Source organism: Methylophilus glucosoxydans (genome assembly GCF_042676145.1).
GTDB lineage: Bacteria > Pseudomonadota > Gammaproteobacteria > Burkholderiales > Methylophilaceae > Methylophilus > Methylophilus glucosoxydans.
Genome location: NZ_JBHTJW010000002.1, coordinates 1156019 through 1180305, shown reverse-complemented (window position 1 = coordinate 1180305; position 24287 = coordinate 1156019). Strand labels below are relative to the sequence as shown.

At 53.0% G+C, this 24287-nt stretch carries 20 protein-coding genes; 9 read left to right on the top strand and 11 right to left on the bottom strand.

The window, feature by feature from the left end; translation table 11 throughout:
- Window positions 1–151: 151 nt before the first annotated feature.
- Window positions 152–1726 (top strand): peptide chain release factor 3, encoded by a 1575-nt coding sequence (locus tag ACFQ1T_RS08355; protein ID WP_275355729.1) that lies wholly within the window; start codon window positions 152–154, stop codon window positions 1724–1726.
- Window positions 1727–1794: 68 nt separating this feature from the next.
- Here ACFQ1T_RS08355 and ACFQ1T_RS08350 read toward each other — a convergent pair whose 3' ends face one another.
- Genes ACFQ1T_RS08350 through ACFQ1T_RS08340 form a run of 3 tightly spaced genes read right to left on the bottom strand, consistent with a single transcriptional unit; the run spans window position 1795 to window position 7615 of the window.
- Window positions 1795–4845 carry an efflux RND transporter permease subunit gene (locus tag ACFQ1T_RS08350; protein ID WP_379075622.1) on the bottom strand — a complete coding sequence of 1017 codons (3051 nt, stop codon included), beginning with the start codon at window positions 4843–4845 and terminating at the stop codon, window positions 1795–1797.
- The gene (locus tag ACFQ1T_RS08345; protein WP_313988260.1) at window positions 4846–6048 is read right to left on the bottom strand and encodes an efflux RND transporter periplasmic adaptor subunit; all 1203 of its coding nucleotides are present in this window, start codon (window positions 6046–6048) and stop codon (window positions 4846–4848) included.
- A gap of 7 nt (window positions 6049–6055) precedes the next feature.
- Window positions 6056–7615 (bottom strand): TolC family protein, encoded by a 1560-nt coding sequence (locus ACFQ1T_RS08340; RefSeq protein WP_379075619.1) that lies wholly within the window; start codon window positions 7613–7615, stop codon window positions 6056–6058.
- A gap of 366 nt (window positions 7616–7981) precedes the next feature.
- Here ACFQ1T_RS08340 and ACFQ1T_RS08335 point away from each other — a divergent pair, with 366 nt between their 5' ends.
- Window positions 7982–8362, top strand: coding sequence for a YchJ family protein (locus ACFQ1T_RS08335; protein ID WP_275355736.1), 381 nt, complete (start codon window positions 7982–7984; stop codon window positions 8360–8362).
- A 31-nt stretch (window positions 8363–8393) separates the two neighbouring features.
- Here ACFQ1T_RS08335 and ACFQ1T_RS08330 read toward each other — a convergent pair whose 3' ends face one another.
- From ACFQ1T_RS08330 to prfB, 5 genes are all read right to left on the bottom strand, one after another.
- Window positions 8394–8696, bottom strand: a complete 303-nt coding sequence (locus ACFQ1T_RS08330) for an EF-hand domain-containing protein (RefSeq protein ID WP_194748130.1) — start codon at window positions 8694–8696, stop codon at window positions 8394–8396.
- A 133-nt stretch (window positions 8697–8829) separates the two neighbouring features.
- On the bottom strand, window positions 8830–11607 hold the full coding sequence (locus ACFQ1T_RS08325; protein WP_379075616.1) for an ATP-binding protein: 2778 nt from the start codon (window positions 11605–11607) through the stop codon (window positions 8830–8832).
- A gap of 32 nt (window positions 11608–11639) precedes the next feature.
- On the bottom strand, window positions 11640–12299 hold the full coding sequence (locus ACFQ1T_RS08320) for a hypothetical protein (RefSeq protein WP_379075613.1): 660 nt from the start codon (window positions 12297–12299) through the stop codon (window positions 11640–11642).
- A gap of 4 nt (window positions 12300–12303) precedes the next feature.
- Window positions 12304–13572 carry a hypothetical protein gene (locus ACFQ1T_RS08315; protein WP_194748136.1) on the bottom strand — a complete coding sequence of 423 codons (1269 nt, stop codon included), beginning with the start codon at window positions 13570–13572 and terminating at the stop codon, window positions 12304–12306.
- 3 nt (window positions 13573–13575) lie between these two features.
- Window positions 13576–14680 (bottom strand): peptide chain release factor 2 gene (prfB, locus tag ACFQ1T_RS08310; protein WP_194748464.1). Its coding sequence is split into 2 segments (ribosomal slippage): window positions 13576–14598 and window positions 14600–14680, totalling 1104 coding nucleotides; the frame shifts between segments, so codons are not numbered across the junction.
- A 170-nt stretch (window positions 14681–14850) separates the two neighbouring features.
- Here prfB and ACFQ1T_RS08305 point away from each other — a divergent pair.
- The 6 genes from ACFQ1T_RS08305 (at window position 14851) to pstB (ending at window position 20518) form a co-directional block, all read left to right on the top strand.
- Window positions 14851–15507 carry a DUF47 domain-containing protein gene (locus ACFQ1T_RS08305; RefSeq protein WP_194748138.1) on the top strand — a complete coding sequence of 219 codons (657 nt, stop codon included), beginning with the start codon at window positions 14851–14853 and terminating at the stop codon, window positions 15505–15507.
- 9 nt (window positions 15508–15516) lie between these two features.
- Window positions 15517–16518: an inorganic phosphate transporter gene (locus ACFQ1T_RS08300; protein ID WP_379075609.1), complete on the top strand. Its 1002-nt coding sequence runs from the start codon at window positions 15517–15519 to the stop codon at window positions 16516–16518.
- A gap of 124 nt (window positions 16519–16642) precedes the next feature.
- A complete protein-coding gene (locus tag ACFQ1T_RS08295; protein WP_194748142.1) occupies window positions 16643–17638 on the top strand; it encodes a PstS family phosphate ABC transporter substrate-binding protein in 996 nt (331 codons plus the stop codon).
- 108 nt (window positions 17639–17746) lie between these two features.
- Entirely contained in the window at window positions 17747–18673 is a 927-nt protein-coding gene (gene pstC / locus ACFQ1T_RS08290) for a phosphate ABC transporter permease subunit PstC (RefSeq protein WP_194748465.1), read from the top strand.
- 101 nt (window positions 18674–18774) lie between these two features.
- The gene (gene pstA, locus ACFQ1T_RS08285) at window positions 18775–19713 is read left to right on the top strand and encodes a phosphate ABC transporter permease PstA (RefSeq protein WP_194748144.1); all 939 of its coding nucleotides are present in this window, start codon (window positions 18775–18777) and stop codon (window positions 19711–19713) included.
- Window positions 19714–19738: 25 nt separating this feature from the next.
- The gene (gene pstB / locus ACFQ1T_RS08280; protein WP_194748145.1) at window positions 19739–20518 is read left to right on the top strand and encodes a phosphate ABC transporter ATP-binding protein PstB; all 780 of its coding nucleotides are present in this window, start codon (window positions 19739–19741) and stop codon (window positions 20516–20518) included.
- A 105-nt stretch (window positions 20519–20623) separates the two neighbouring features.
- Here the strand turns inward: pstB and ACFQ1T_RS08275 are convergent, their stop codons facing one another.
- From ACFQ1T_RS08275 to ACFQ1T_RS08265, 3 genes are all read right to left on the bottom strand, one after another.
- Entirely contained in the window at window positions 20624–21346 is a 723-nt protein-coding gene (locus tag ACFQ1T_RS08275; protein WP_228518754.1) for an MgtC/SapB family protein, read from the bottom strand.
- Window positions 21347–21483: 137 nt separating this feature from the next.
- Window positions 21484–21852 (bottom strand): putative quinol monooxygenase, encoded by a 369-nt coding sequence (locus ACFQ1T_RS08270; RefSeq protein ID WP_194748146.1) that lies wholly within the window; start codon window positions 21850–21852, stop codon window positions 21484–21486.
- Between the two features lie 127 nt (window positions 21853–21979).
- Complete coding sequence (locus tag ACFQ1T_RS08265; protein WP_194748147.1) at window positions 21980–23179, bottom strand: glycosyltransferase; 1200 nt, start codon at window positions 23177–23179, stop codon at window positions 21980–21982.
- A gap of 146 nt (window positions 23180–23325) precedes the next feature.
- Between ACFQ1T_RS08265 and ACFQ1T_RS08260 the strand changes: the two genes are divergently transcribed.
- A complete protein-coding gene (locus tag ACFQ1T_RS08260) occupies window positions 23326–24198 on the top strand; it encodes a zinc dependent phospholipase C family protein (RefSeq protein WP_313988285.1) in 873 nt (290 codons plus the stop codon).
- The last annotated feature ends 89 nt before the right edge of the window (window positions 24199–24287 follow it).

Below are 24287 nucleotides of genomic sequence, written 5' to 3'. Positions count from 1 at the left end.
CGCGTCTTTTCTGCTTAATTTTTTTGGCAATAGAATGACTATTGCCAAAAAAATTGCACAAAAACCCATCAAACTGCACGTCGTTGCCTTTTCAAGTCCCAATATAAAATCTGGGTTAAAATAGCACTTTTTTCCAAAGCGCTATTTTTTCATGTCCAGTTTGCAGCAAGAAGTTGAACGCCGCCGTACCTTTGCCATTATTTCGCACCCGGATGCGGGTAAAACCACCCTCACCGAAAAACTGCTGTGGTTTGGTGGCGCGATTCAGGTCGCGGGTGAAGTGCGTGGTCGTAAAGCCGCCCGTCATGCCACCTCGGACTGGATGGAACTGGAAAAGCAGCGCGGCATTTCCGTTACCTCATCTGTGATGCAGTTTCCCTATCGTGAACACATGGTGAATTTGCTGGATACCCCCGGCCACGATGACTTCTCCGAAGATACTTACCGCACCCTGACCGCCGTGGACTCGGCCGTCATGGTCATTGACTCGGTCAACGGCGTCGAAGCGCAAACCATCAAGCTGCTCAATGTCTGCCGCATGCGCGACACGCCCATCATCACTTTTATCAACAAGCTGGACCGTGAAAGCCGCGCACCGATAGAGTTACTTGATGAAATCGAGACCACCTTGGGGATGGAATGCGCGCCCATGACCTGGCCGATTGGCATGGGCAAGACCTTCCGCGGCGTCTACAGCCTGGTGAATGACAGCATCCTGTTCTTTGATCCCCGTGCTGAAAAAGGGACTTCTGAAACGATTCAAGGCCTGGATAATCCACGTCTGGACGAGCTGATTGGCTACCAGGCGCAAGAATTGCGCGTTGATATTGAGCTGGTCCGCGGTGCTTCCAACGAATTCAACAAAGAGCGCTATCTGAGCGGCAAGCAAACGCCTGTGTTTTTTGGCTCCGCGGTGAACAACTTTGGCGTGCAATCCTTGCTGGATGCAGTAGTAGATTTATCGCCACCGCCACAGGCACGCAACACGGCGACACGCGCAGTCGCCGCCAACGAAGACAAGTTTGCCGGCTTTGTCTTCAAAATTCAGGCCAATATGGATCCCAAACACCGTGACCGCATTGCCTTCTTGCGCGTGTGCTCTGGCCGCTTTGAACGTGGTATGAAAATCAAGCAAGTCGCCACTGGCAAGATGCTCAACGTTAACAACGCCATCACCTTTATGGCGCAAGACCGCACCATCATGGATGAAGCCTATTCTGGTGACATTATTGGTATTCCCAACCACGGCACCATCAAACTTGGCGATACCTTTACCGAAAATGAGGCTCTCAAGTTCATTGGCATTCCGTCATTTGCGCCTGAATTTTTCCGGCGTGCACGGATTAAAAATCCGATGAAAATGAAGCAGTTACAAATCGGCCTCAAACAGTTATCCGAAGAAGGCGCGGCGCAATTATTCCGCCCGCTGCTGTCGAATGACCTGATTTTGGGCGCAGTGGGGATGCTGCAGTTTGACGTGGTAGCACACCGTCTGGAGCATGAATACGGCGTCGATATGGTATTTGAGCCCTATGACTGCTATACCGCGCGCTGGCTCAAAGGCTCGGATGCGGATTTGAAAGCCATTGCAGATAAATATGGCTTTAACGTTGGCCTGGATAGCGCGGATGATTATGTCTACCTGGCACCCAACCGCGTCAACCTGCAAATGGCGCAGGAACGCTACCCGGATATCCAGTTTATGGAAACGCGCGAAATCGCCTAGCGAATCGCTTTATTATCCGTATAGCCTCTGTCCTCGCCCCGTTAAGCACCGCTTACGGGGCGTTTCTTTTACTCGTGCGCAGTGTTTAGACGACTTTTGACCCGTTGCTCAAGGTCATCCATCAGCGTATAAATCAGCGGTACGACAATCAGGCTTAACAAGGTGGAGGTCACCAGCCCCCCTATCAGCGCATAAGCCATGGGCGTACGGAATCCAGTCCCCGCCCCGGCGCCGATGATCACTGGCAGCATGCCCGCAATCATGGCAATCGTGGTCATGATAATCGGTCGGCTACGCTGCTGGCAGGCGGCAATGATCGCCTCAACTCTGGACAAGCCTGCGGAGCGGCATTCAATGATGGCGTCGACAATAAGGATGCCATTTTTGCCGACGATGCCCATCAACATGAGGATGCCGATCACTGCAGGCAGAGAAAGCGCCTGATGGGTGAGCGCCAGCGCCAATAGCGCGCCACAGATGGATAAGGGCAAGGCCATCATGATGGTAAAGGGCTGCAAGAGCTTTCTGAACAGCAGTACCAACACCATCCATACCAGGAACAAGCCGCTCAGCATGGCCATGCTAAAGGTACTGAACATTTCACTCAGCATTTCGGAATCGCCAGTTTCACTGAGGCTGATGCCCGCAGGCAACTGCTGCAGGGTCGGCAATTGCAGTACCGTCTGCATCGCATCGCCCAAGGAAATGCCATTCAGATCAGCAGAAATGACGATTTGCGGCATACGGTCATAGCGCGTGATGCTGGCATAGTCATGCATCAATGACAAATTGGCCACAGCATCCAGCGCGACAATCTGCTGGGTATTGGTCGTCACCGGCAGCTGACGCAAGAATGCCAGCGCAGACTGTTCAGGCACTCTGACAGCACAGCGGACCGGGACGGACTGATTATCCAGCAACACATGTGCCAGTTGCTCTTCACTGCCGCCTTTCAAGGCGATCTGCAGCTCCTCGGCAATCGCACTGGTGGTGACGCCCAGGCGCGCTGCTTCATGCGGCTTGGGCGTCACCACCAGATTGCTTTTCATGGCCGGCACCGTGGACAACACGTTAGAAAACGCCGGCAGTTTGCGCATGTCATGTTCCAGTGCCAACGCAGTGCGGTACAAACGTTGCGAGTCATGCCCGGTTAATACCAGACCAAAAGCCTTGCTGCCATTTTCATTTAAGGCACTCAATCTCACATTGGGTACGCGGCGCAACTCATATAACGCTTGCAGCTTGAACTGATCGACACCGATGTTGCGCTGTGACCGCGCCACCAGCTTGACTATCATGGTCGCGCGATTGACTTGTCCTGCAACCATGGTCTCGGCGTCACGTCCACCAATCCAGGAATACACGCTGCTAACCTCAGGCTTGCTTAGCAAGGCTTCAGTCACCTGCTCAATCGCAGCATCGGTTTGTTTTAACTGTGCTTCCGCAGGCAGCTCCACCTGCAACATGAAAAAGGCTTTATCTTCTTGCGGCATAAAGTCTGCTGGCAAGATCAATAACAGACTGGCCGAAAGCAGCAGTAACAGCCCCACCAGCAACAGGCTGATCCGTCTATGCTTGAGCGACTGTTCCAACCATCCTTGATAAAAGTGATACCAGCGGCCTTGCTGTGCCACTGGCGGAGTCGACTTTAGAAAGTAGGCGGCCATCACCGGTGTGATGAAACGTGCGACCAATAAGGAGAAAAAAGTCGCCGTTGCGACCGTGATGCCAAATTGAATGAAATACTGGCCTACCAGCCCGCCCATAAAACTGACCGGGACAAAGACGGCAATAATGGCAAAGCTGGTGGCAATCACGGCCAGGCCAATTTCATCCGCCGCGCGCATGGCGGCTGGATAAGGCGCTTGGCCGGTTTCCATATGGCGGATAATGTTTTCAATCTCGACAATCGCATCATCCACCAAGACCCCCGACACCAGTGACAGGGCGAGCATGCTGACCAAGTTCAAGGAAAACCCCAGCCAGTGCATGACAATAAACGTCGGGATCACAGAGAGGGGAATGGCAATGGCGGCAATCAGGGTGGCACGGGTGGAGCGCAAAAAGGCGTACACCACCAAACCTGCCAACAACACGCCTTCCAAAAAGGACATCATGGCAGAAAAATACGTTTTTTTGGTAAAGTCGATCTGCGTCTGCACCCGATCGGCCTGGATATGCGGCTGCGTCTGTTGCCAGCGCTGTATGGCCTGCTCAATCGCCTCTGCGACTTTTAATTCATCTGCTTTCGCCGTTCTATAAATCGCAATACCAATGGCTGGCTGACGATTAAGCCGCGTTAATTGCTGGGCAGGTTTGAAGGTATCAAGCAGATTGCCGAGGCTGGACAAGGTGACATAGCGATGCTCTCCCACAGCAATTTCCAGATGCGCCAGGGCATCCACGGACTGCGGATCACCTTGCACGCGTAGCGATGTCTGTTTGCTGCCCAGGCTAAACTGCCCAGCCGGAGCCTGCGCAATATAGGCCTGTATTTGCTTATTCACCGTGGCGGCACTGACACCCAGTGCATATAGCTTCTCCGGTAACAGCTCAATGTGAATTTCACGGTCATAGCCGCCCTGGCGTTCAATTTTCTCCACGCCCTCCACCGCCATTAAAGCGCTGACCAGGCCTTTGTCTACCTGTTGTGTCAGCGAGGGCAGTGAAAGCGTGCCGGATTGAAAGGCATAGGTCATTAATGGCGTATTGTCATCTTCGGACTGCTGGATCAGGGGTTCTCCAACATCGCTGGACCATTGACGGCGTAGGCTGGCAACTTTCTCGCGCACCAGTGACAACACAGTACGGATATTGGTGCCATATCGAAACTCAATCTGCGTGACCGAGACGCCGTTTTCGATATAGGACGTGACATGCTTGATATTCGGGATATTGGCCACGGCATTTTCTACCGGGATGGTCACCTGCCGCTCAATGGTTGAGGAGGAGGCGCCCGGCAACGCAATCGATACCGAGACCACTGGAATTCTGACCGTGGGCATGCCGTTTACCGGCAAACGATGGAAACAATCCGCGCCCCAAACAAGCAGGATGAAGGTCGCCAAGGCAATCAGCAAAGGGTTGGCGATCGCCCAGGAAGAAAGCTTTAATTTCACTTAGTGTACTGCCGCAATGACGTTGACTGGTTCACCTTCGCGGATAAACCCGGCAAATTTATCAATGAGGCGCATGCCAGGGCTGACCCCGGACAGTATCTCCACTTCCCCATCCAAACGCTGCCCGATAGTAACGGCAATGCGCTTGGCATGTCCTTGCTCGACGCTGTAGACATAATACTGGTCGCCTTCTACGGCAATGGCGCTATCTGGCACACGGATGGCATTGCGTTGCGGCAGGGTGACCAGCACGGTGGCGGCTTGTCCTGGGCTCAGCGCCGGGGCTTTGGAAAAAGCAACTTTGAGATGCAACATCTGGTTTTCATCGTGCACCATGATGCCTTTTTTACGGATATGGCCAGCATAGCTTCGTTCTGCATCCTTGATTTTCACCTGCACTGGCATGCCATGCGTTAAGGACGCAGCCACCTCAACGCTGGTTTCGATGTCGACCTCGAGCGTGCCATCTTTGGCCAGTAAAAACTGGGATTGATTGGTTTGACTGAGCAATTGGCCAACGACCGCATTTCTTTGAATCACCAGCCCTGACACCGGGGCCACCAACTCTGCCTGTTTGATTTTGAGATCCGCTTCATCCACCTGCGCATTGGCTGACAACAGATCGGATAAGGCCATCCTTAAACGGTTGCGGGCCGTGTTAAGCTTGCTCTCTGCGGCCTGTTCGGTTTGGATACGTTGCTCCAGTAATTCTTTTGAAATCAGCCCATCCTCTGCGACTTTTTCACCGCGGACGCGTTCAGTCCGCGCCTGGTCAAGCGTTTTCTTGGCATCATCGAGCGCCGCTTCCGCTTCACTAAACGCCACAATCGCCCGCTGCTTGCTGGCAAGCGATTGTACCCGTTGCACTTTGGCCAATTGGGTATCCACCACCGCCAGTTGCTGACCGGCCTTGACGTGATCGCCCTCGTCAACTAACACTTTGGTAATCCGGCCTTGCATCATGTCCGCGTACACCGGTACCTGCTCCTGCGCAACCACTTTACCAAACAACTCCAATGTCGAATTGAGCGGTTTGTTTTCCACGGTGATAGCTGTCACCGTCAGTCCTGCATTGCTGGGTCTGGCAGATTCTGAGTGCGTGCTAAAGTGCCAGACCATCAAGATCGAGGTCAGCACCACAATGGCTAAGGCCATGCGTGTGCGCAAAAACAGGGGCAATTGATCGATGAGCCGATTGTTCATTCGTACCTTATTGTGTATTTTCCGTAGCCTGTTGATCAGGATTCAGACTGACAGTCCCGGAGAGCGCTTTATTTGCAAAAGCATACCCCCTCATCCAGGCCTGTTTGGCGTCTATATATTGTAATAAGGTCTGCTGGTTTCGCATATCCTGCTTGAATACATCCATCTTGCTCAGATAGCCGACATCCACCGCACGTTGTAACTTGGCAGACTGTGCCTGCCACCGGCTCAAAGCTTGCTCTTCCGCCAGTAGCTGTGCTCGGCTTTCATTAAAATTCACCAGCGCATTTTCAGTTTCTTCAATTGCCAGTAATACAGCCTCCTTGTAAGCCAGCAATGCCTCCCGCAGTTGCGACTCACGCTGATTTACCACTTCCCGTCTTAACCCCCAATCCAGCAGGGGGATATTGATAGAAGGGGCAATATAGGTCAATGATCCAGTGTGCCTCAAGCTTTCACCCGTCACCCGCCCTGCAACCATCAGAGCGCCCTCAATAGATAATTTTGGATACAGGTCAGATTTGGCGATACCCAACGCCCCGGTTGCTTTCAATACCTGTGACTCTGCCATCTTGATATCTGGACGCTGGCGGATAATTTCTGCAGGGACGCGCATTGGTAACGAGATGGATTGCACATCCTCGGCAAGCTTGCCAGCCGGACGTGACTGTAATTCTGTCAACCAAGCCTCAGCTGGTTCCGCCTGGCCACAGAGCACAGCCAGTCTTTGCAAGGCCATTTCCTGGTTAAGGCGGTTTTGCCTGCGCATGCGCTGGGCACCCTGAACTTCCGTCATAAACGACTCAGCAGTTTCTGGAGAAGTAAACCCACCGCTCACGCCTTTATTCGACAGTGTCCGCAAGTTGGCATATCCCGCTTCGGCGAGTGCCAGCTGTTTTTCACGCTGGACAGCTGCATCCAGCTCAGCGTAAACGCGGACCAATTCAGCCGCTAATGACAATTGCCTGCTGGAGACGTCTGCCTCTGCAATTTGTAAATCAGCCTGCGTAATTTGCCGCTGACCGGCGCCCTGGCCAAAGATAGGCAGCTCCCAAATCAGGTCAAAGCCAGCCAGAAATGCCCCGGAAGCGGCATGGCGCGATTGACCGGAGGAGCTATTCCCCACTGCAAGCATGCGCGAAAGGCTATTCGGACCGGCATATAAACTGAGCTGCGGTTTTTCGGTCGCCAGCTCATGTGCCTGCAAAGAACGGGCATAGCTAATCCGCTCACTGGCTTGCTGTAGCGTTAGATTTTGCTTGAGGGCGGTTTGCATGAGCTGGTTTAGCAGTGGATCCTTGAATGCAAGCCACCACGCTGTTTCGGCCGCTGACAGTTGCGTGGCCGATGTAGTGTGCGCCTGACGCCACTGAGCCGGTGCTGGCGTATCCAGTGCAGGCATCTCTGTATGAAGGCACGCACTCAAGCTGACCGCCACCAGCACACTCACCATCGTCGTGCGCATGCCTGAGACTAGCGTTGAGACTGTACCCGCCCTGGCCATCTGCCAGCGTGCCAGAAGTCGCACCAGTCGAGCTGACTGACGGATCAAACGCACGCTGTGCATCAGTATATCCAGCCCCATTACACAACAACCCTCAAGGATAACCAGACAGAGCCAAGCCGCGTATACCTCACGTGCTTCATCCAATCAATCCGTTTTTTGTGCATAAATAACCAAAGGGATGTTCAAGGATGCTGAAGAACAGGGGCAACCAGCGGGGATAGATTGAAAGCGTGTCCATGCAGAGGATTGCAGCGACATAAACATGGTCGGCGGTTTGCGGGGAGAAAATTAAAAATATGCATAGGACACCTGAGTGGGCGATAGTTTAGAATCTTCTCTCAAACGAGTAAACAGATTTAAACATTTTAAAACAGCATTCAGTGCTGATCACGGCTGAATGTATTTTACTTACCAGGATACCCAAATTTGAAACATGCCTGCCCTTGTTACAGCGGAAATGCTTATGCAGCCTGCTGCCAGCCTTTACACCAAGGCTTACCCGCCCCCGATGCCGAGCGCCTGATGCGCTCTCGCTACAGCGCTTATGCCCTCAGATTGCCTGACTATATTTTACAAACCTGGCACACTGAGACACGGCCGAATAGCCTGACACAAGCAGATTTGCAGGGAATTAAATGGTTAAAACTCGAGGTGCTTGCACATCACCAACAGGATGCCACCCATGCTGAAGTCACTTTTGTGGCGACTTATCAAAGTGGTCAGCAAAAGAAGACGACCATGACTGAACACAGCCGTTTTGAATATCTAGACGGGCGCTGGCTGTATTGCGGCCAGGTAGAGGCTTAAAAACGGCTGCTATGCGCCTGCTGCAAACAGATTAGTGCGCAGGACCGTAATCACTGACCAATCGGGCAAACAGGGGACTGACCGGTGCCTGCCTGGACTGCAGTTGCGTCTGACTCAACCAGTCGATAATCGCCAGATTGAGTTCATAAGGGGAAATGCGGTCATCCCCATCCTGGTCTAACCTGTGGAGCAGACTGCGCACCTCTGCTTGACTGAGGTCTTTCAACGCGCGCTGCAAGGCACGCTGATCCAAAAAGCCGCAGTGTTCCAAATCGATGCGCGAAAAGATGTTTTGTGTGATTTGCGCACTCACAGTACAAAGAATACTCGCCATGTCGCCACCTCCTGCTTGATGTCATCATCACCAGGCCATTGTAAGCGCGGCATAACGGCAACGGTGTATCGTAATGTAGCGGTTTGTATCGAATGGCGATTGTCCGGCCCGGGCATGACCGGACAATCGGAGACTAATGCTCGCGCACCAGCACGCCAACCCGCGGCGCCCAGCCGGCATTCGCCTGCTTCTTGGCGGTGACCAGCGTCAACATCGAAGGGTCATACACATCGACGTTATGGGTCACCGGCGTCGTGAGCAGGTATTGTGCCTTGGTCGCCTGCAGGAACCTGGCCACGCGCTTGATGTTGAAAATATCCAGGTGTGCAAACGGCTCGTCAATAAAGACAAACCCACCTGGCCGGGTTTCTTCCATCATCAGCGCCACCAGCAAAATCAGTGACTTCATGACCTGCTGACCGCCAGAAGCATCCCCATCATTCATGCCAGACAAGCCTTTGTCGTCAAAGCCAAACCGCACTTCGAGCCCAGCTTGTGACAAGGTCAGATCATCTGCCTCCAGCGCGACCGGCGCACAATCGACGTCGACATCGGCCATTTTGGCCAGCTCTTTAAGGTTTTTGCTGTACTTGCTCACCGAGTAACGCAAGCGGCCAATATAGGCTTCACGGGCATGTTCGGTTTGCGTTTGTGCAGCGCGGTTGTCACGTTCGCGGCTTTCAACATCCTCTTTTTGCGTCAGGTAATCCGCCTGCATCTTGTCGCGCATGGCGATTACATAAGGGTCGGTCTCCCAACTTTGCGTTTCCAGTCGCTTGGCTATCTGTTCAATTTGAATATCCACCAAGCGTGGGCTCTCCCACTTTTCGAGCAACTGCTTGTTGGCCGCAGTTTCCTGCCAATCTGCGGGCAATTTCTGCTGGTCGTGACGGATACGCTCCAACCGACGCTCTTGTTCAGCCCAGCCTTCCCGGTTTTCTTTATCGACAATGTCTTTTTGCAACTGGGCAATCTTGTTGCGTATGCTTTCCTGAGCACGGATAGACTCGCGGATACGTTCCTCCAGCTGTGTATTCAGTTGCGACACTTCATACAACTTCTCGCCGACCGCCTGCCGTTGTGCCTTGACGTCCGCATACTGCCGCTCAACGCTGGCAAACTGCTCGGCACGTGCCGCCAGTTGTGCGGCTGCATCGACCCCGGCCAGCGCATTTTTGAGGGTTTGAATCTGCTGCCGCAACGGATGCAGTTCATCCTGCAAGGCATTGATCTCGGTTTCGATCTGTTGCAGGTTATGGCGCAAGCTGTCCAGCCTGGCTTTACCAAACCTGGGTTCATTCGGGGCCGCATGCCGGCCACCACGACGCTCACGCAAGTAGCCCTGACGTGTCACCCAGTCCTCACCGCGTGGCAAGGCAACGCCGGCGGCAGTATCCTCCACCCGTTGCGTGCGTTCCAGCATCGCCAGCATCCAGGGCGCCACCGGTTGTTTGAGTTTAATCACTTCCAGCAAGGAGCCTTTGGGCGGCAAACCGGCCAACTGTCTTTCCGGCACAATCAGGTGACGATACTTCAGACTTTCACCCAGCGCAAAGGCCGTCTCGGCCTGTTTTTCACTGTGCAGCATGATGACATGCGCAAACGGTGCCAATACCGCCTCAACGGCTGTTTGCCAACCGGCATCCGTCACTTCCAGAATATCGGCCAGTGTGTCATGCGCAATATTAGCCTTACTCAGCGCCTGCCTGAACTCCGTCACTTCGTGTGGATCTGCCCGGCGCCCGCTGCTCAGGTTTTCCAGGGTATGTTGCCATTGCTGCTGCTGCTGCTGTTTGGCCCATAACCGGTTTTGCAAGGCACTACGCTGCTGCTCAAGCTGCCCCAGCTCGGTCGTTGCTTGCACCACGTCGGCACTCAATGCCGCTTGTGCTTCAAGCTGCTTCTTCTGCTCGAGGACCGCTTCCAGCTTGCCCTCTTCCTTGTTGAGCTGGTTAACCTGCTGGCTCAAGTCGGCTTCATGCAGACGCGTGGCTTGCTGCTGGCTCTGCAAATGCTCGGCCTGGGTTTTGTGATAGTCCAGTTCACTGGTCTTGGCCGACAGGTCTGCCTGCAGACCTTCACGCTCTTTACGGTTGGCATCCAGACTGCGGGCTGCACGCTCCGCTTCTTCCTGCAACTGGTAAAACTCCAGCCGGGGTTTCACCTCATCCACCAGCAAGGCCTGCTCCTGGGTCAGCTGCTGCCATTCCAGATAGCGGTTCACACGCTGCTCCTGGGTTTGCAGGCTGTGTTCCAACGCCTTCAGGTTATTTTGTGTGTATTGCAACTCCTGTTCGGTGGCCCGCTGATGCTGCCTGGCCTCCTGATAGCGGGTCAGAATCTCTTTGTCACCAAACACATCAAACACCAGGTCTAGCAACTCGCGCGGCTTGTATTCGCATAACTTGTCGGTCTGGCCTTGCTCCAGTGACAGCACACGGGCAATGGCGGGCGACAATCCGGCCTCATGCAGCAGACGCTGATAGTCACGTACCCCAAATTCCTGGCCCTGTTGCGCCATGTCCTTGAGTGCCACTTCACCATCGGCCACCCAGTAATGCCGTACCCAGTCACCGCCTTTTTTCTCTATATGGCAAGCCAGTGTGATTTTGTCCTGCATGAACGGAATGCCGAATGGGCGCTTGCTGCTCCCGACAGGGCGACTGTTGTCTACCACGCCCAGCAACCAGCAAAAATCTTCGCCGTTGCGACGCACATAGCGCTTGTAATCCCGTTTCCCTGAACCAGAGCCTGAGCATTCCAGCGCCAGCAAGGTCCGCATGGCATCCAGCAGCGTGGTTTTGCCCGAGCCATTGGGCCCGACAATGGTAATAATGGAAGCATCCAGCGGCACCACAAAACGTTGCCAGTAATCCCAATGTACGACTTCCAGTCGATTTAGCCTGAACATCTTATTGATCGTCTTTCTGTGTGTTCATTGATTTAAGAAGTTGCCTGACCCGCGCCAGCGCTCTGCGACTGTTCGCGGATCAGATCACCCAGGGCGCCCTGGATGATGCGCGGGGCCATTTCGGCATAGTCAAACACCAGGTCGAGTAAAGGACCTTCGTAAATAATCTTGTTACGGCGTTCGATGAGTCCCAGGCGCGATAACTGTGGCAAGGCAAAATTACTGATACGGCCTTTGCCGCCTAGCAACTTGCCAAAATCCTCAAGCAACACGTTTTCGGGGATGCCGCGTGACAACTCCTCTGACGGCTCGGCTTTGACTAGCGTGCCAAATAACTCGCCTTGTGACTCCAGTGCGGCTTCCCGCCCCAACTGGCGTTCGCGCTTGGGCAGGATAATCAAGGCCCACAGCACCACGGTCAGGGCCAGTGTATCTTTGGGCAACCCAATATTATTACTCAGCCATTGCTGACCATCATCCATCACAGCACGTTCTGCGTCCTGGTGCAGCCCCACCGCCACGTGGCTGGCGTAAGGATTATCCAGCAAGCGCAAACCGCAGGCCTTGAGGTTGTTTTCGAGCGAGACCCGAAAGTCCAGGTCGAACAGCACGCGCCTGATGACTTCATCAGAACGCGGTAAATAACGATGAGCAATCAGTCTGGCGGCCAGTTGTTCGCTTGTTTGTTGCATGCGGTTAACCCTCCTTGGCTGGCGTATGTTTAATTAATTGACCGGCGGTCATGGCGGCCACCTCGTTTCGATGTACGGCTTGCAGTGGCGCATCCAGTGCGTGCGTTAGGCGGAACGGTTGTTCTGCCAGCGCATTCAAGTCGGCATCCTCATGTTTTTCACCTAAAAAGGTCAGCAGAGAGTACCGGTAAGACGCTTGAGCAAAGCCACCACCAACGACCACGTCTGGCAATGCGCTATCGTCCTCGAGTTGTGCCAGCACACGCGTAAGGTCGGTGAGTTGTGGCGGGTAAGAAAAGGCTTCGGTTTGCGCAGGGGTGACTTCCACATCCGGGGGCATGACAGAGACTTTAGGCACTGCCACTTCACGTTCTAGCACGTCATCGGCAATATCCAGCATCACGTCGGGCAGTACAAACAGCGGTTCTGGTGTCACCGCCATCCGCGCGCCCATTTGCGCCAGCGACTCAACGCTGCGTTGCTGCAACCAGGCGGATAACTCAGTGGAGCTCAGGCCGCCTTGCGACAGCATGACCCGCTGCCTGGCCACTTTGGCCAGTTCACGCTGAAAGACCGAGGCCATATTGAGTAAACGCGACTGCTGGCTGGCAATTTTATGCACAATTTGCCAACCGGCATCATCCATGCCGTTTTCTGAAATGGTATTGATCAGTGCCGTGGCTTTTTCAATCCAGGGTTGCGCCTTGCTCAATCTGGCCTGCGCCGACTTGAGCCTGAACTCGGAGCCTGAGGCAATCGCTTCCTGGAAAAAATGTTCGTATTCGGTGAGTTTGGCCAGCACATGACTCAAGTGCTCGGCACTGAGTTCACCGACGGCACTGCCGCCCGCCGCCTGCGACATCAGGTAGCCCAACTCGTCATCGGCCTCGCCAAACCGCAACAAGCCACTGATGGCAGACAACACCATGCGGCCCGCGGCAGAAATCTGGTACACGCGGCGGTCTGCGTCCCATTGCAGCAAGTCGTGGCTGCGCAAGCGGTGCAACACGGTTTCCAGCTTGGTGGCATCAATAAAAGAAAGGTGATTTTGCAACTGGGCTGGCGTCCACTCGGGCAACTCTGCCCGCGCTGCAATTTCACGCATCACGGCGAGGCGAATCATGACTTCATCACGGCCGCCGCGGAACAGCCCGATCAGCACATCGATGATGTGTGAGGACTGCAACAAGGGAAACAATGCATCAATATCCTGAACATAGACTCCCGGTTTGAGGAACTCCTCAAACGCGTTTACATCACTGACTTCTGACATCTATTACAGGCCCTGCTTCAAGCTTTCCATGATAAACGGATCGAGATCACCATCGAGCACGCCTTGCGTATTGCCGATTTCAACATTGGTACGCAAGTCTTTGATCCGTCCTTGATCCAGCACATAGCTACGAATCTGGTGACCCCAACCAATATCGGTTTTGGCATCTTCCAGCGCCTGCTTTTCTTCATTACGTTTGCTGAGTTCCAGGTTATACAAGGCGCCTTTCAGCATATTCATCGCTTCTTCTTTGTTTCTATGCTGTGAACGGTCATTCTGGCATTGCACGACCACCCCCGTTGGCAAGTGGGTAATCCGCACGGCAGAATCAGTCTTGTTAATATGCTGACCACCGGCACCACTGGCGCGATAAGTATCAATGCGCAAATCTGCAGGATTGATTTCAATTTCAATCGAATCGTCCACTTCCGGGAAGATTTGCACGCTGGCAAAGCTGGTATGTCGCTTGGAGTTGGCATCGAATGGCGACTTACGGACCAGGCGATGCACGCCGCTTTCGGTGCGCAAGGTGCCAAAGGCATAATCCCCAGTCACTTTAATCGAGGCGCCTTTAATCCCGGCAATGTCGCCTTCAGACTCCTCAAGCACCTCGACTTTGAAACCTTTGCGCTCTACGTAACGCAAGTACATGCGCAGTAACATGCCGGCCCAGTCTTGTGCTTCAGTGCCACCGCTGCCGGACTGAAACTCAATAAAGCAATTGTTGGCGTCCATCGGCTGCGAGAACATGCGCTTGAATTCCATCTCGGCAACGATTTTTTCTATCTTCTGGGCATCAGCCTCCACACTCAGCAATGTGTCGTCATCCCCTTCTTCACGCGCCATGTCAAACAATTCACGGCTATCGGACAATGACTGAGACACATCATCCAGCGTCATGACCACGCTTTCAAGCATGCGTTTTTCCTTGCCCAGATTTTGCGCTTTTTCTGCGTTATCCCAGACTTTAGGATCCTCGAGCAGGCCGTTAACTTCGGCTAAGCGTTGCTGCTTGTTCTCGTAGTCAAAGATACCCCCGAAGCGCTTCGTGGCGTTGGGTCAGGTCGCTCAGTGCATTGGCAATACTATTAAGGTGTTCGGCTTCCATTTTCTGTGCGTATAAAAATGTAAAAACCAGCATTATAACGCAGCTATGCCCTTGGTTCAGGCGTAACTTACGCTGCCCACACTCAGACGGCCCCATATTTTTGTCACAATCATTGTCACAAAATAGTAAAATTACTGTCACAAAACTTTTGAACGTATAGGGAGTCCTCAATGGCGAATGCCACTTTCGGCCGCATCATGGCCGCGATCAGCCCCAGAAACGATAACTATTTTGTCCTGTTTAACCGTTTGGCTGATTGTGCAGTCCGTGGCTCCAAAGTCCTTGCGCTGATGGCGGCCGTTGTTGATCAGGCAGGCTTTGAAACGCATTTTGCCGAAATCCGCAAAATCGAATCCGAGGCAGATGAATACACCAAGGAAATTTTGCTTTCACTGCATAAAACCTTTATTACCCCGTTTGACCGCCGCGAAATCCGTGAACTGGCAATGGCGCTGGATGACATCATTGACTTTATGGAAGCCATTCCGCAAAGCGCCGAGATTTATGGTCACAGCAAGTTCACCCCCGAAATGGTCGCCCTGGCACAGATCTTATTAAGGGCAGCAGAAAAGGTAAGGGATGCGGTGCATATGCTGTCAGACATGAAAAATGCCGAACGCATTCTGCGCACCTGTGAAGAGATCAGCCAGATCGAAGGCGAAGCCGATCACATCATGCGCTCAGGCATGCACAGGCTGTTTGCCGAAGACAGTGACGCGCGCAGTCTGATCCGCTCACAAAAACTGTACGACCTGTTTGAAGAAGCGGTCGACAGCTGCGAAGACGTCGCTGACGTGATTCACGGTGTCGTGCTAGAACGCATCTAGGACACGACCATGGATCATGTGATTGTGGTCATGGCAGTGCTGGTCATCGTGGCGCTGATCTTTGATTTTATGAACGGCTTTCACGATGCCGCCAATTCGATTGCGCTCATGGTGTCTACCCGTTTACTGACGCCACAGGCGGCCGTCATCTGGGCCGCGTTCTTTAATTTTGTAGCCTTTCTGTTTTTTGGGCTGCATGTGGCCGACACGGTTGGCAAAGGCATCATAGACCCTAACATCGTCAACAATACCGTAGTGTTTGGTGCCTTGTTCGGGGCGATTGCCTGGAATGTCATTACCTGGTGGTTCGGCATCCCCTCCTCGTCCTCGCACGCGCTGATCGGCGGCCTGATTGGCGCAGGCATGGCCCACTCCGGCACCCAAGGCGTCATTTTCGGCAGTAAGCTCATCAGCACTGGCATTGCCATTATCTTGTCGCCGTTATTTGGCATGTTGCTGGCGCTGTTGCTCTCTATCGGCATCATGTGGGCGTTCCAGAAATCCTCGCCCTATAAAATCGAAAGCCGCTTTAACAAGCTGCAATTTATCTCCTCTTCTTTATTCAGCCTTGGCCATGGCGCCAACGATGCGCAAAAAACCATGGGCATCATTACCGTGCTGCTGTTTGCCAATGGCTATCTGCAAGGTGACTTTCATGTGCCCTTCTGGGTGGTGATTGCCTGTCAGCTGGCCATGGGGCTGGGCACTCTGTTTGGGGGCTGGCGCATAGTGCGCACCATGGGCATGGGCATTACCAAAATCCGCCCCACTGGCGGCTTTGCGGCCCAGACCTCAGGCTCGATTGCGCTGTTCCTGGCCACCAGCCTGGGCATCCCGGTGTCGACCACGCACACCATTACCGGCGCCATTGTCGGCGTCGGTCTCTCGCGCCGCATGACCGCGGTGCGCTGGGGCCTGGCGTCACGCATTGTCTGGGCGTGGGTGCTGACGATTCCTTGTGCCGCCATCATGGCAGCCATCGCCTACCATATTGGCGAAAATGTGCTGTAAGCCGGACGTAAGCTAAAAAGGACCTGCCCAAGGTCTTTTTTGGCTTTTGTCACATTTCTGTCATATTAAGTTTTTATGATTCCGTCATCACATACAAACCACACTCAAATACAGGAGTCCTTAGATGAAAACCCGTTTGTTCCGCAATACCATGATAGCCGCACTGGTCGCACAGGCCTTTACCTTCGCGCACACCGCAGCGGCTGCGGACAAAATCATCAAAATTGATGGTTCCAGCACGGTTTACCCAATCACCGAAGCCGTTGCCGAAGAGTTTCAACGCAGCAAAGGCGTGAAAGTCACTGTTGGCGAATCTGGCACTGGTGGCGGCTTCAAAAAATTCTGCCGCGGCGAAACCGATATTTCCGATGCTTCCCGCCCGATCTCACAAAAAGAAATCGACGCCTGTAAAGAAGGTGGCGTTCAATTCATCGAACTGCCTATCGCTTATGATGCACTGACTGTGGTTGTGAACAGCAAAAACGACTGGGTGAAACAAATCACCGTCGCCGAACTGAAAAAAATCTGGGAACCAGGTTCCAAAGTGAAAAACTGGAAAGAAGTGAACGCCACTTACCCAGACAAAGCCATCAACCTGTACGGTCCAGGCACGGCTTCCGGTACGTTTGACTACTTTACCGAAGCAGTTAACGGCAAGGCAAAAGCTAGCCGCACAGATTACACACCGTCAGAAGACGACAACGTACTGGTGCAAGGCGTTGCCGGTAACGTGGGTGGCATGGCCTACTTCGGCATGGCCTACTATCAGGAAAACACTGACAAGCTGAAAGCGGTGCCAGTGGTTGCCAAAGAAGGGGCTAAACCAGTGTTGCCTTCTGAAACGACTGTGATGGACGGGACTTATCAGCCATTGTCACGTCCACTGTTCATTTACGTGAACGCGACAGCTGCTGCGTTTAAACCAGAAGTGAAAGCCTTTGTGAATTACTACCTGGAAAATGCGCCACTACTGGTGAAAGAAGTCAAATACGTGCCACTGCCAAAAGAAGATTACGAAGCAGTGAAAACACACTTCAAAGCCATGAAACCAGGCACAGGGTTTAACGGCACAGCAGAAGTCGGTATCAAAATTACTGATTTGTTGTCCCGAATCAAGTAATGATGACAAAGGGGCTTAAATGCCCCTTTTTTACTGACAAGCCGGCCTGAACAACCGATTATCCGCTAAAATCCACCCCTGACAGATCACACTATGGCGACTCAAGCAATGCAAGTACCTGCGCAACTGACTATCAGCCCACGACTGGCGAAGAATATTCGTCGTAACGTCAAAGAACGTATTATTGAATTCATCCTGATGACCGCCGCGCTGGTCGCAGTGGCAACCACGTTTGCAATTGTGGGGGTTTTGCTGTTTGAATCATTGAGTTTCTTTAAAACAGTGTCTGTCGTCGATTTTTTAACCGATAGCCAATGGACGCCACTGTTTGAAGATGCGCACTACGGCATCATGCCGCTGGTTTCCGGCACTTTGACCACCTCCGCGATTGCGCTGGCCGTGGCTGTGCCAATTGGCACCGTTTCGGCAATTTTCCTGTCAGAATTTGCTTCACATAAAACCCGTGAAACCATCAAGCCGATTCTGGAATTGCTGGTGGGGGTCCCTACCGTTGTCTTTGGTTACTTTGCCTTGTTTTTTGTCACTCCCATGCTGCAAGCCATTTACCCTCAGCTACCCAGCTTTAACATGCTGGGCGCCGGGATTGTCATGGGCGTCATGATTATTCCTTACATTGCTTCCATGTCCGAAGATGCCATGCGCGCCGTGCCCATGAGCATGCGTGAAGGTTCTTATGCCATGGGTGCAACCCGTTTCCAGACCGCGATTAAAGTGGTCACACCCGCCGCAGTCTCAGGTATTGTGGCGGCCTATATTCTGGCGATTTCTCGTGCAGTGGGTGAAACCATGGTGGTTGCCATTGCAGCAGGCCAACAGCCTAACCTGACCTTTAATCCGCTAGACAGCGCTGCCACGATTACCGCCTACATCGTACAAGTGGCCATGGGTGACTTGCCGCATGGCAGCATAGGCTACCAGAGTATTTTTGCCGCCGGCCTGGTACTCATGATCATGACACTGTCTTTCAATATCGTGGGTCACTGGGTACGCAAGAAATACCGCGAGAATTACTAAACAAAGACTCGTAAAGTCTGCCCGTTGTCTTATTACTGAAATATCACCACCATACACTGCCGGTAACCCTTGCTTACCGGCACTTGCGGAAGTTATACCAAATGGAACATAAAGCCTCAGTCCTCGAAAATCTGGCCGAAGTCCGCGCCATGATTAAACGTCATAAGCGTAATGACGCTCTGTTTGCCGCCATCGGCCTGATCTGCCTCATGCTGGGCCTGATTACGCTGATGCTGCTGTTCTGGCAACTGATTGCGGATGGCTATCCAAAATTCAATCTGGACTTTTTGACTGAGTTCCCATCACGCCGTGCGGCCAGAGCCGGCCTGCTGTCTGCCTGGGTAGGTTCTTTGCTGGTCATGTCCGTCACTTTCCTGACCGCAGTCCCTGTCGGAGTTGCTGCTGGCCTTTATCTCGAAGAATATGCGCCGAAAAACTGGTTTACCGACCTGATTGAAATTAACGTGTCCAACCTGGCCGGTGTGCCTTCGATTATCTATGGCCTGCTGGCGCTGGGTCTGTTTGTCTACATGCTGGACTTTGGTCAAAGCATCCTGACCGCAGGTCTCACCCTGGGGTTGCTGATTTTACCGATTGTCATTGTCTCAACCCGAGAAGCGATCCGCTCTATCCCGCTGTCTATCCGTGAGGCGGCCTACGGCGTTGGCGCAACCAAATGGCAAGTCGTATATGACCACGTATTTAAATACTCTTATGGCGGTATCCTGACCGGTATTATTATTGGCATGGCACGTGCACTGGGTGAAACAGCCCCCATCATTACTATTGGTGCGCTGACCTTTATTGCCTTCCTGCCACCCAGCCCGATCACGCTGGAGCCGCCTTTCCTGAATTTCGAATGGTTATCTTCAGGCTTTACTGTGATGCCGATTCAAATGTTTAACTGGTTGTCCCGCCCTGACCATGCGTTCCATGTCAATGCGGCAGCCACCGGGGCGCTGATCATCATCGTCACACTGTTAATGAATGGTACAGCCATCTGGTTGCGCTATAAAATCCGTAAAAATATTAAATGGTAATGCCACACAAGAATTAGGAAACTTCATGGCCACTGTCACTACTGCAATTAAAGCCGAAGCACGCGATTTAAACTTTTTTTATAGCAACGGCGCACGCGCACTCAAAGGCATCTCCATGCCTTTGTACGAGAACAAAATCACCGCGCTGATTGGCCCTTCAGGCTGCGGAAAGTCCACTTTTCTGCGCTGCTTCAACCGTATGCATGATTTGTATCCTGGCAACAAATACCAGGGCCAGATCGTGATGCATCCAGACAACACCAATGTGCTGGATTCAGGCGTAGACCCCATTGAAGTGCGTATGCGCATCAGCATGGTGTTTCAGAAGCCTAACCCCTTCCCAAAATCCATCTATGAAAACGTGGCTTATGGCCTGCGTGTGCGTGGTGAAAACAACAAACGCATTATGGATGACAAGGTTGAAGAAGCTTTGAAAGGCGCAGCGTTGTGGAACGAAGTCAAAGACCGCTTGCATGACCTCGCTTTTAACCTGTCTGGTGGTCAGCAACAACGGTTATGTATCGCCCGTGCCTTGGCCACTGATCCAGAAATCATGCTGTTTGACGAGCCCACCTCTGCGCTGGACCCGATCGCAACAGCCAACATTGAAGAACTGATGGTCGAACTGCGCAGCAAACTGACTATTCTGGTGGTGACGCACAACATGCAGCAGGCAGCACGTGTGTCCGACTACACCGCTTACATGTATCTGGGTGAGTTGATCGAGTACGATGACACTGACAAGATCTTCACCAACCCCAGCCGCAAGGAAACCGAAGACTACATCACCGGCAAGTTTGGTTAATTGCCCGTGCTATAAAAAACGCCGCAGATTGCGGCGTTTTTTATGCGCGTTAATCATGCGCTTTCACAACACGTGATGCGCATTGAGCCGCCTTCAGCCCAATAGCTAATCCAGCATGCTTGGGCTCCAGAACGCTTGTGATACATAGGGTGAGGTCAACAATTGCTGAATCACCGCTTCCAGCTCGGCTTCACGGATGGCACTGGCCAGCAACATGGCCTCAATTTCAACACAATCGTTGCCAAATGCATGCATCTGCAAATGCTTGGTCGGATATTTGGCTTGCTCCAGCGTGCTTTCAAGCAAGCTCATCGCCTCTTTCTGATAACGGCGCGCAGCAATCACATACACCGTCGTTGTCGCCTCCACATGCAAGGTATTGATGGGTTTGCGGTTGATCTGATTGACGACCGGGCGTAACAAGGTATTGGTCGCCAGCACAAACAAGGTACCCAAGAAGGCTTCCAGCAACAGGTCAGCACCGGCACACGCCCCCACGGCCGCAGAACCCCATAGCGTAGCCGCCGTATTCAAGCCTCGCACATTGCCCTCTTCACGCATGATCACGCCCGCGCCCAGAAACCCGATACCGGAGACCACATAGGCCACCACATGCACCGCGCCATCATGCGACATGAGCCGATTGGCCATATCCACAAAAATGGCGGCGCCAATGGCCACCAGCACATTGGTGCGCAAACCGGCGGTGCGTTGGCGGTATTGCCGCTCAAAGCCGATAATAGCCCCGCAAACAAAAGCCGTCGACAAGCTCAACAATGAGTCGAGTAACGACACCAGATTAATATTTTGCATCGCTTGCAACGTCATGCGACATCCCTTTTCCTAACAACACTCTTGTCAAAACAACGCGCTTGGTCTGTGTGAAGACCGTCCAATAAAAAAGCGCCACGAAACTCGTGGCGCTTTGATCAGACGCTCAACCAGGATCAGATGATGATCGTGATTCAGGCGGTACGACGCAACCCTGGTTCAAGGACAAAAAAGTCAGGATTCAACGCTGCCAGCGGCTGTTTCAATTTTTCAATCTCGGCGGCAGGCGCGTGCACTTCGAGACGGATAATTTTGGCCAGTTTCAGTGCCTCGGCTAAGGGAGCGGCCACATTCTCAAGATGTGCGAGCAGTGATTCCGCATCCCGGTAGCCTTCGCGGCAATGCGCGATATTACCATTGAACGAAAAAGCATAGTGCAGGCAACCCGGTTCCTGTCGTGTTTTTTCCACGAATGTTGCGCCCAGTGCTTTGAATGCTGCCAGATGTTCGGCTTGTACCTCAAAATAAGGCACCAGCGTACAGCATTGATCGGTTGTAAACATGTTTGATTCTCCTGATGTGTTTTGTATTGAGTTTGTTAAACACAAACTTGCACACATCTTGGCTGGGCAATGCCCGAGCGTCAAGCGTCAATCTTCCCGATCGTAGACAAAGGCGCGCGTCCGCGTATTAAGCCGTTGCGGAAGCGGCCAGACTCAAATGCGAGAGCACCAGTCGCTGGTAGCACTCAATCAACTTGGTCGCCTGCGCATCGCTGGACCAGACTTGCTCCACATAGCGCTTGCCTTGTTTCCCGATGCGTTCGCGCAATTGGCGATCAATGAGCAAGGTTTGGACTTGCTCGGCGAAATGCAGTTCGTCATCTTTGGCAATCAGGGCGCCCTGCTCCTGACGCAGGATAGAAGCCGTGCCCAGCTCGGCAATCGCGACCACGGGCGTGGCCTGCGCCATGGCTTCAAGCAGCACCAGTCCTTGAGTCTCGCTCTTGGAGGCAAACACAAAAATATCAGCCGCCTGATAGGCCGCATTGAGCCCAATGGCACGGTCCAGGTAGCCCAGGAACATGACATGCTGTTGCAAGCCCTTGTCGCGGCTCATTTTCTTCAGCATGGCTTCTGCCGGGCCTTCACCCGTGATCACCAGCAAGACTTCAGGATGGTCCTGAATCACCAGAGAAAGCATTTCAAGCAGGAACTGGATATTTTTTTCATGTGCAACGCGGCCAACAAACAGCAACAACGGACGCTGAGCGGGAATGCCATACTTCTCACGGAAAGCGGCACCATCACCGGGAATAAAACGTGAGGCATCCAGCCCGGTCGGGATCACGGTAATCGGTGTCGTCACCCCGTATTGTTGCAACACATCACGCATTTGCGCCGAAGGCGATACCACGGTATCCACCTGCTGGCATTGCTTGCGCGAGACCGATTGTGCAATCCGCACCGCCAGACTGCGAGGCACCCAGGGCAAATAGTGGTGCATGTAGTCCTCAAAAAAGGTGTGATAGGTTTCTACCGCAGGCACCTGCAATTGTTTGGCAATTTTAAGCCCCGCATAATGCGCAATAAACGGCGTATGAATATGGACCAGGTCGTAGTCACCCGTATGCAAATGCCCGGCATAGTCCATCAAGGCAGACCATTTCATCAAATAATCTTCAGGATCAAACACGATTTTGCGGGCATCGATGCGCGTAATCCACTGCTCGTCTTCTGTTTGAGACTGCTCAATCGCCACCGGATATTTGGGCGCAATCAGATGCACCACATGGCCTTGCTGGCGCAAGCTTTGCGCAAATGTGCGGATGCTGGTGGATACGCCATTGACGCGTGGAAAGTAGACATCTGAAATCATTAATATTTTCATGACAAATGCTGTATTGCACAGATTCCATATTAAAAACTTTACAGAGTCTAACAACGCTTCATGATGATTTTATGACCAAAATCACTTTCATATCAATGTCATACAGACTTCATGCAACTGTCACTTAGCAGGCGCAAAGTGCGCCCATGTTACTGCGAGCCTTACTGATCACCTGTTGCCTGTTATTCGCCCTGCCTGGTGAAGCGCATGCATGGGGATTGTATTCGCATGTGGCTTACACTCACCAGTGGTTACAAAGCCTGCCGCTACAAACACTGCCCTTGCTTCCTTTGTCCTGGCTGGGCGTGATCCAGCGTTACCCTTCACTGGTGATGGCTGGTGCCTGTCTGCCCGACCTGGCTGTGGTTTCACGCTCATTCAGCCATAGCCATGGCTGGGGCATCGGCCAGCAGCTCCTGCAAAGCAAAAATGAGCGCCAGCGTGCATTGGGCGTGGGCTATAACCTGCATCTGCTCACAGACGTAGTGGCCCACCAGCACTTTGTGCCGACGTTTGAGGCCAAGTGGCAACACCACAGCCTGCTCACGCACGCCGCGGCCGAGTGGGCCATGGATGCCTATTTGCACCAGCCCGAGATTCCGACCCCAGGCAAACTGTTGCGTATACATCGCAATACCATCGTCGACACCCTGAGCCAGGGTCTGCATTGTGATGCCAGCATCGTGCAGCGCGCCGTCAGCCGCCTGGCCAGTGCCGACCAGGCCTTGCGTTTTTCTCGCATCCCGAATTACCTGTTACAACGTTATCGCAGGCTGGATAACGAGTTTGAACACAAACTGGCGTATTACCGCAGCCAGGTCTCGCTCGCCCTGCACGATATGCCGCAGCTGCTCAATGGCCACTTTCCGTCTTTGCATGCTGAACATATTCACCTGAGCATGGAGCAGCTGGATGACTGGCGCCGCAAATGCCTGCAAGATGCCCGCTTAAGGCCTACGAGGGCGATCCAGGCCTTTGAGCAATATCAGCACCAATGGTTTAACCAGCCTGATTGCTGACGCCACGCAATCAGGCCGCTCAAGCGGTCATCCACACCGCATGGCTTGAAACTTAACGTTTAAACGCCATCTAAGCTAAGACCTCCTCA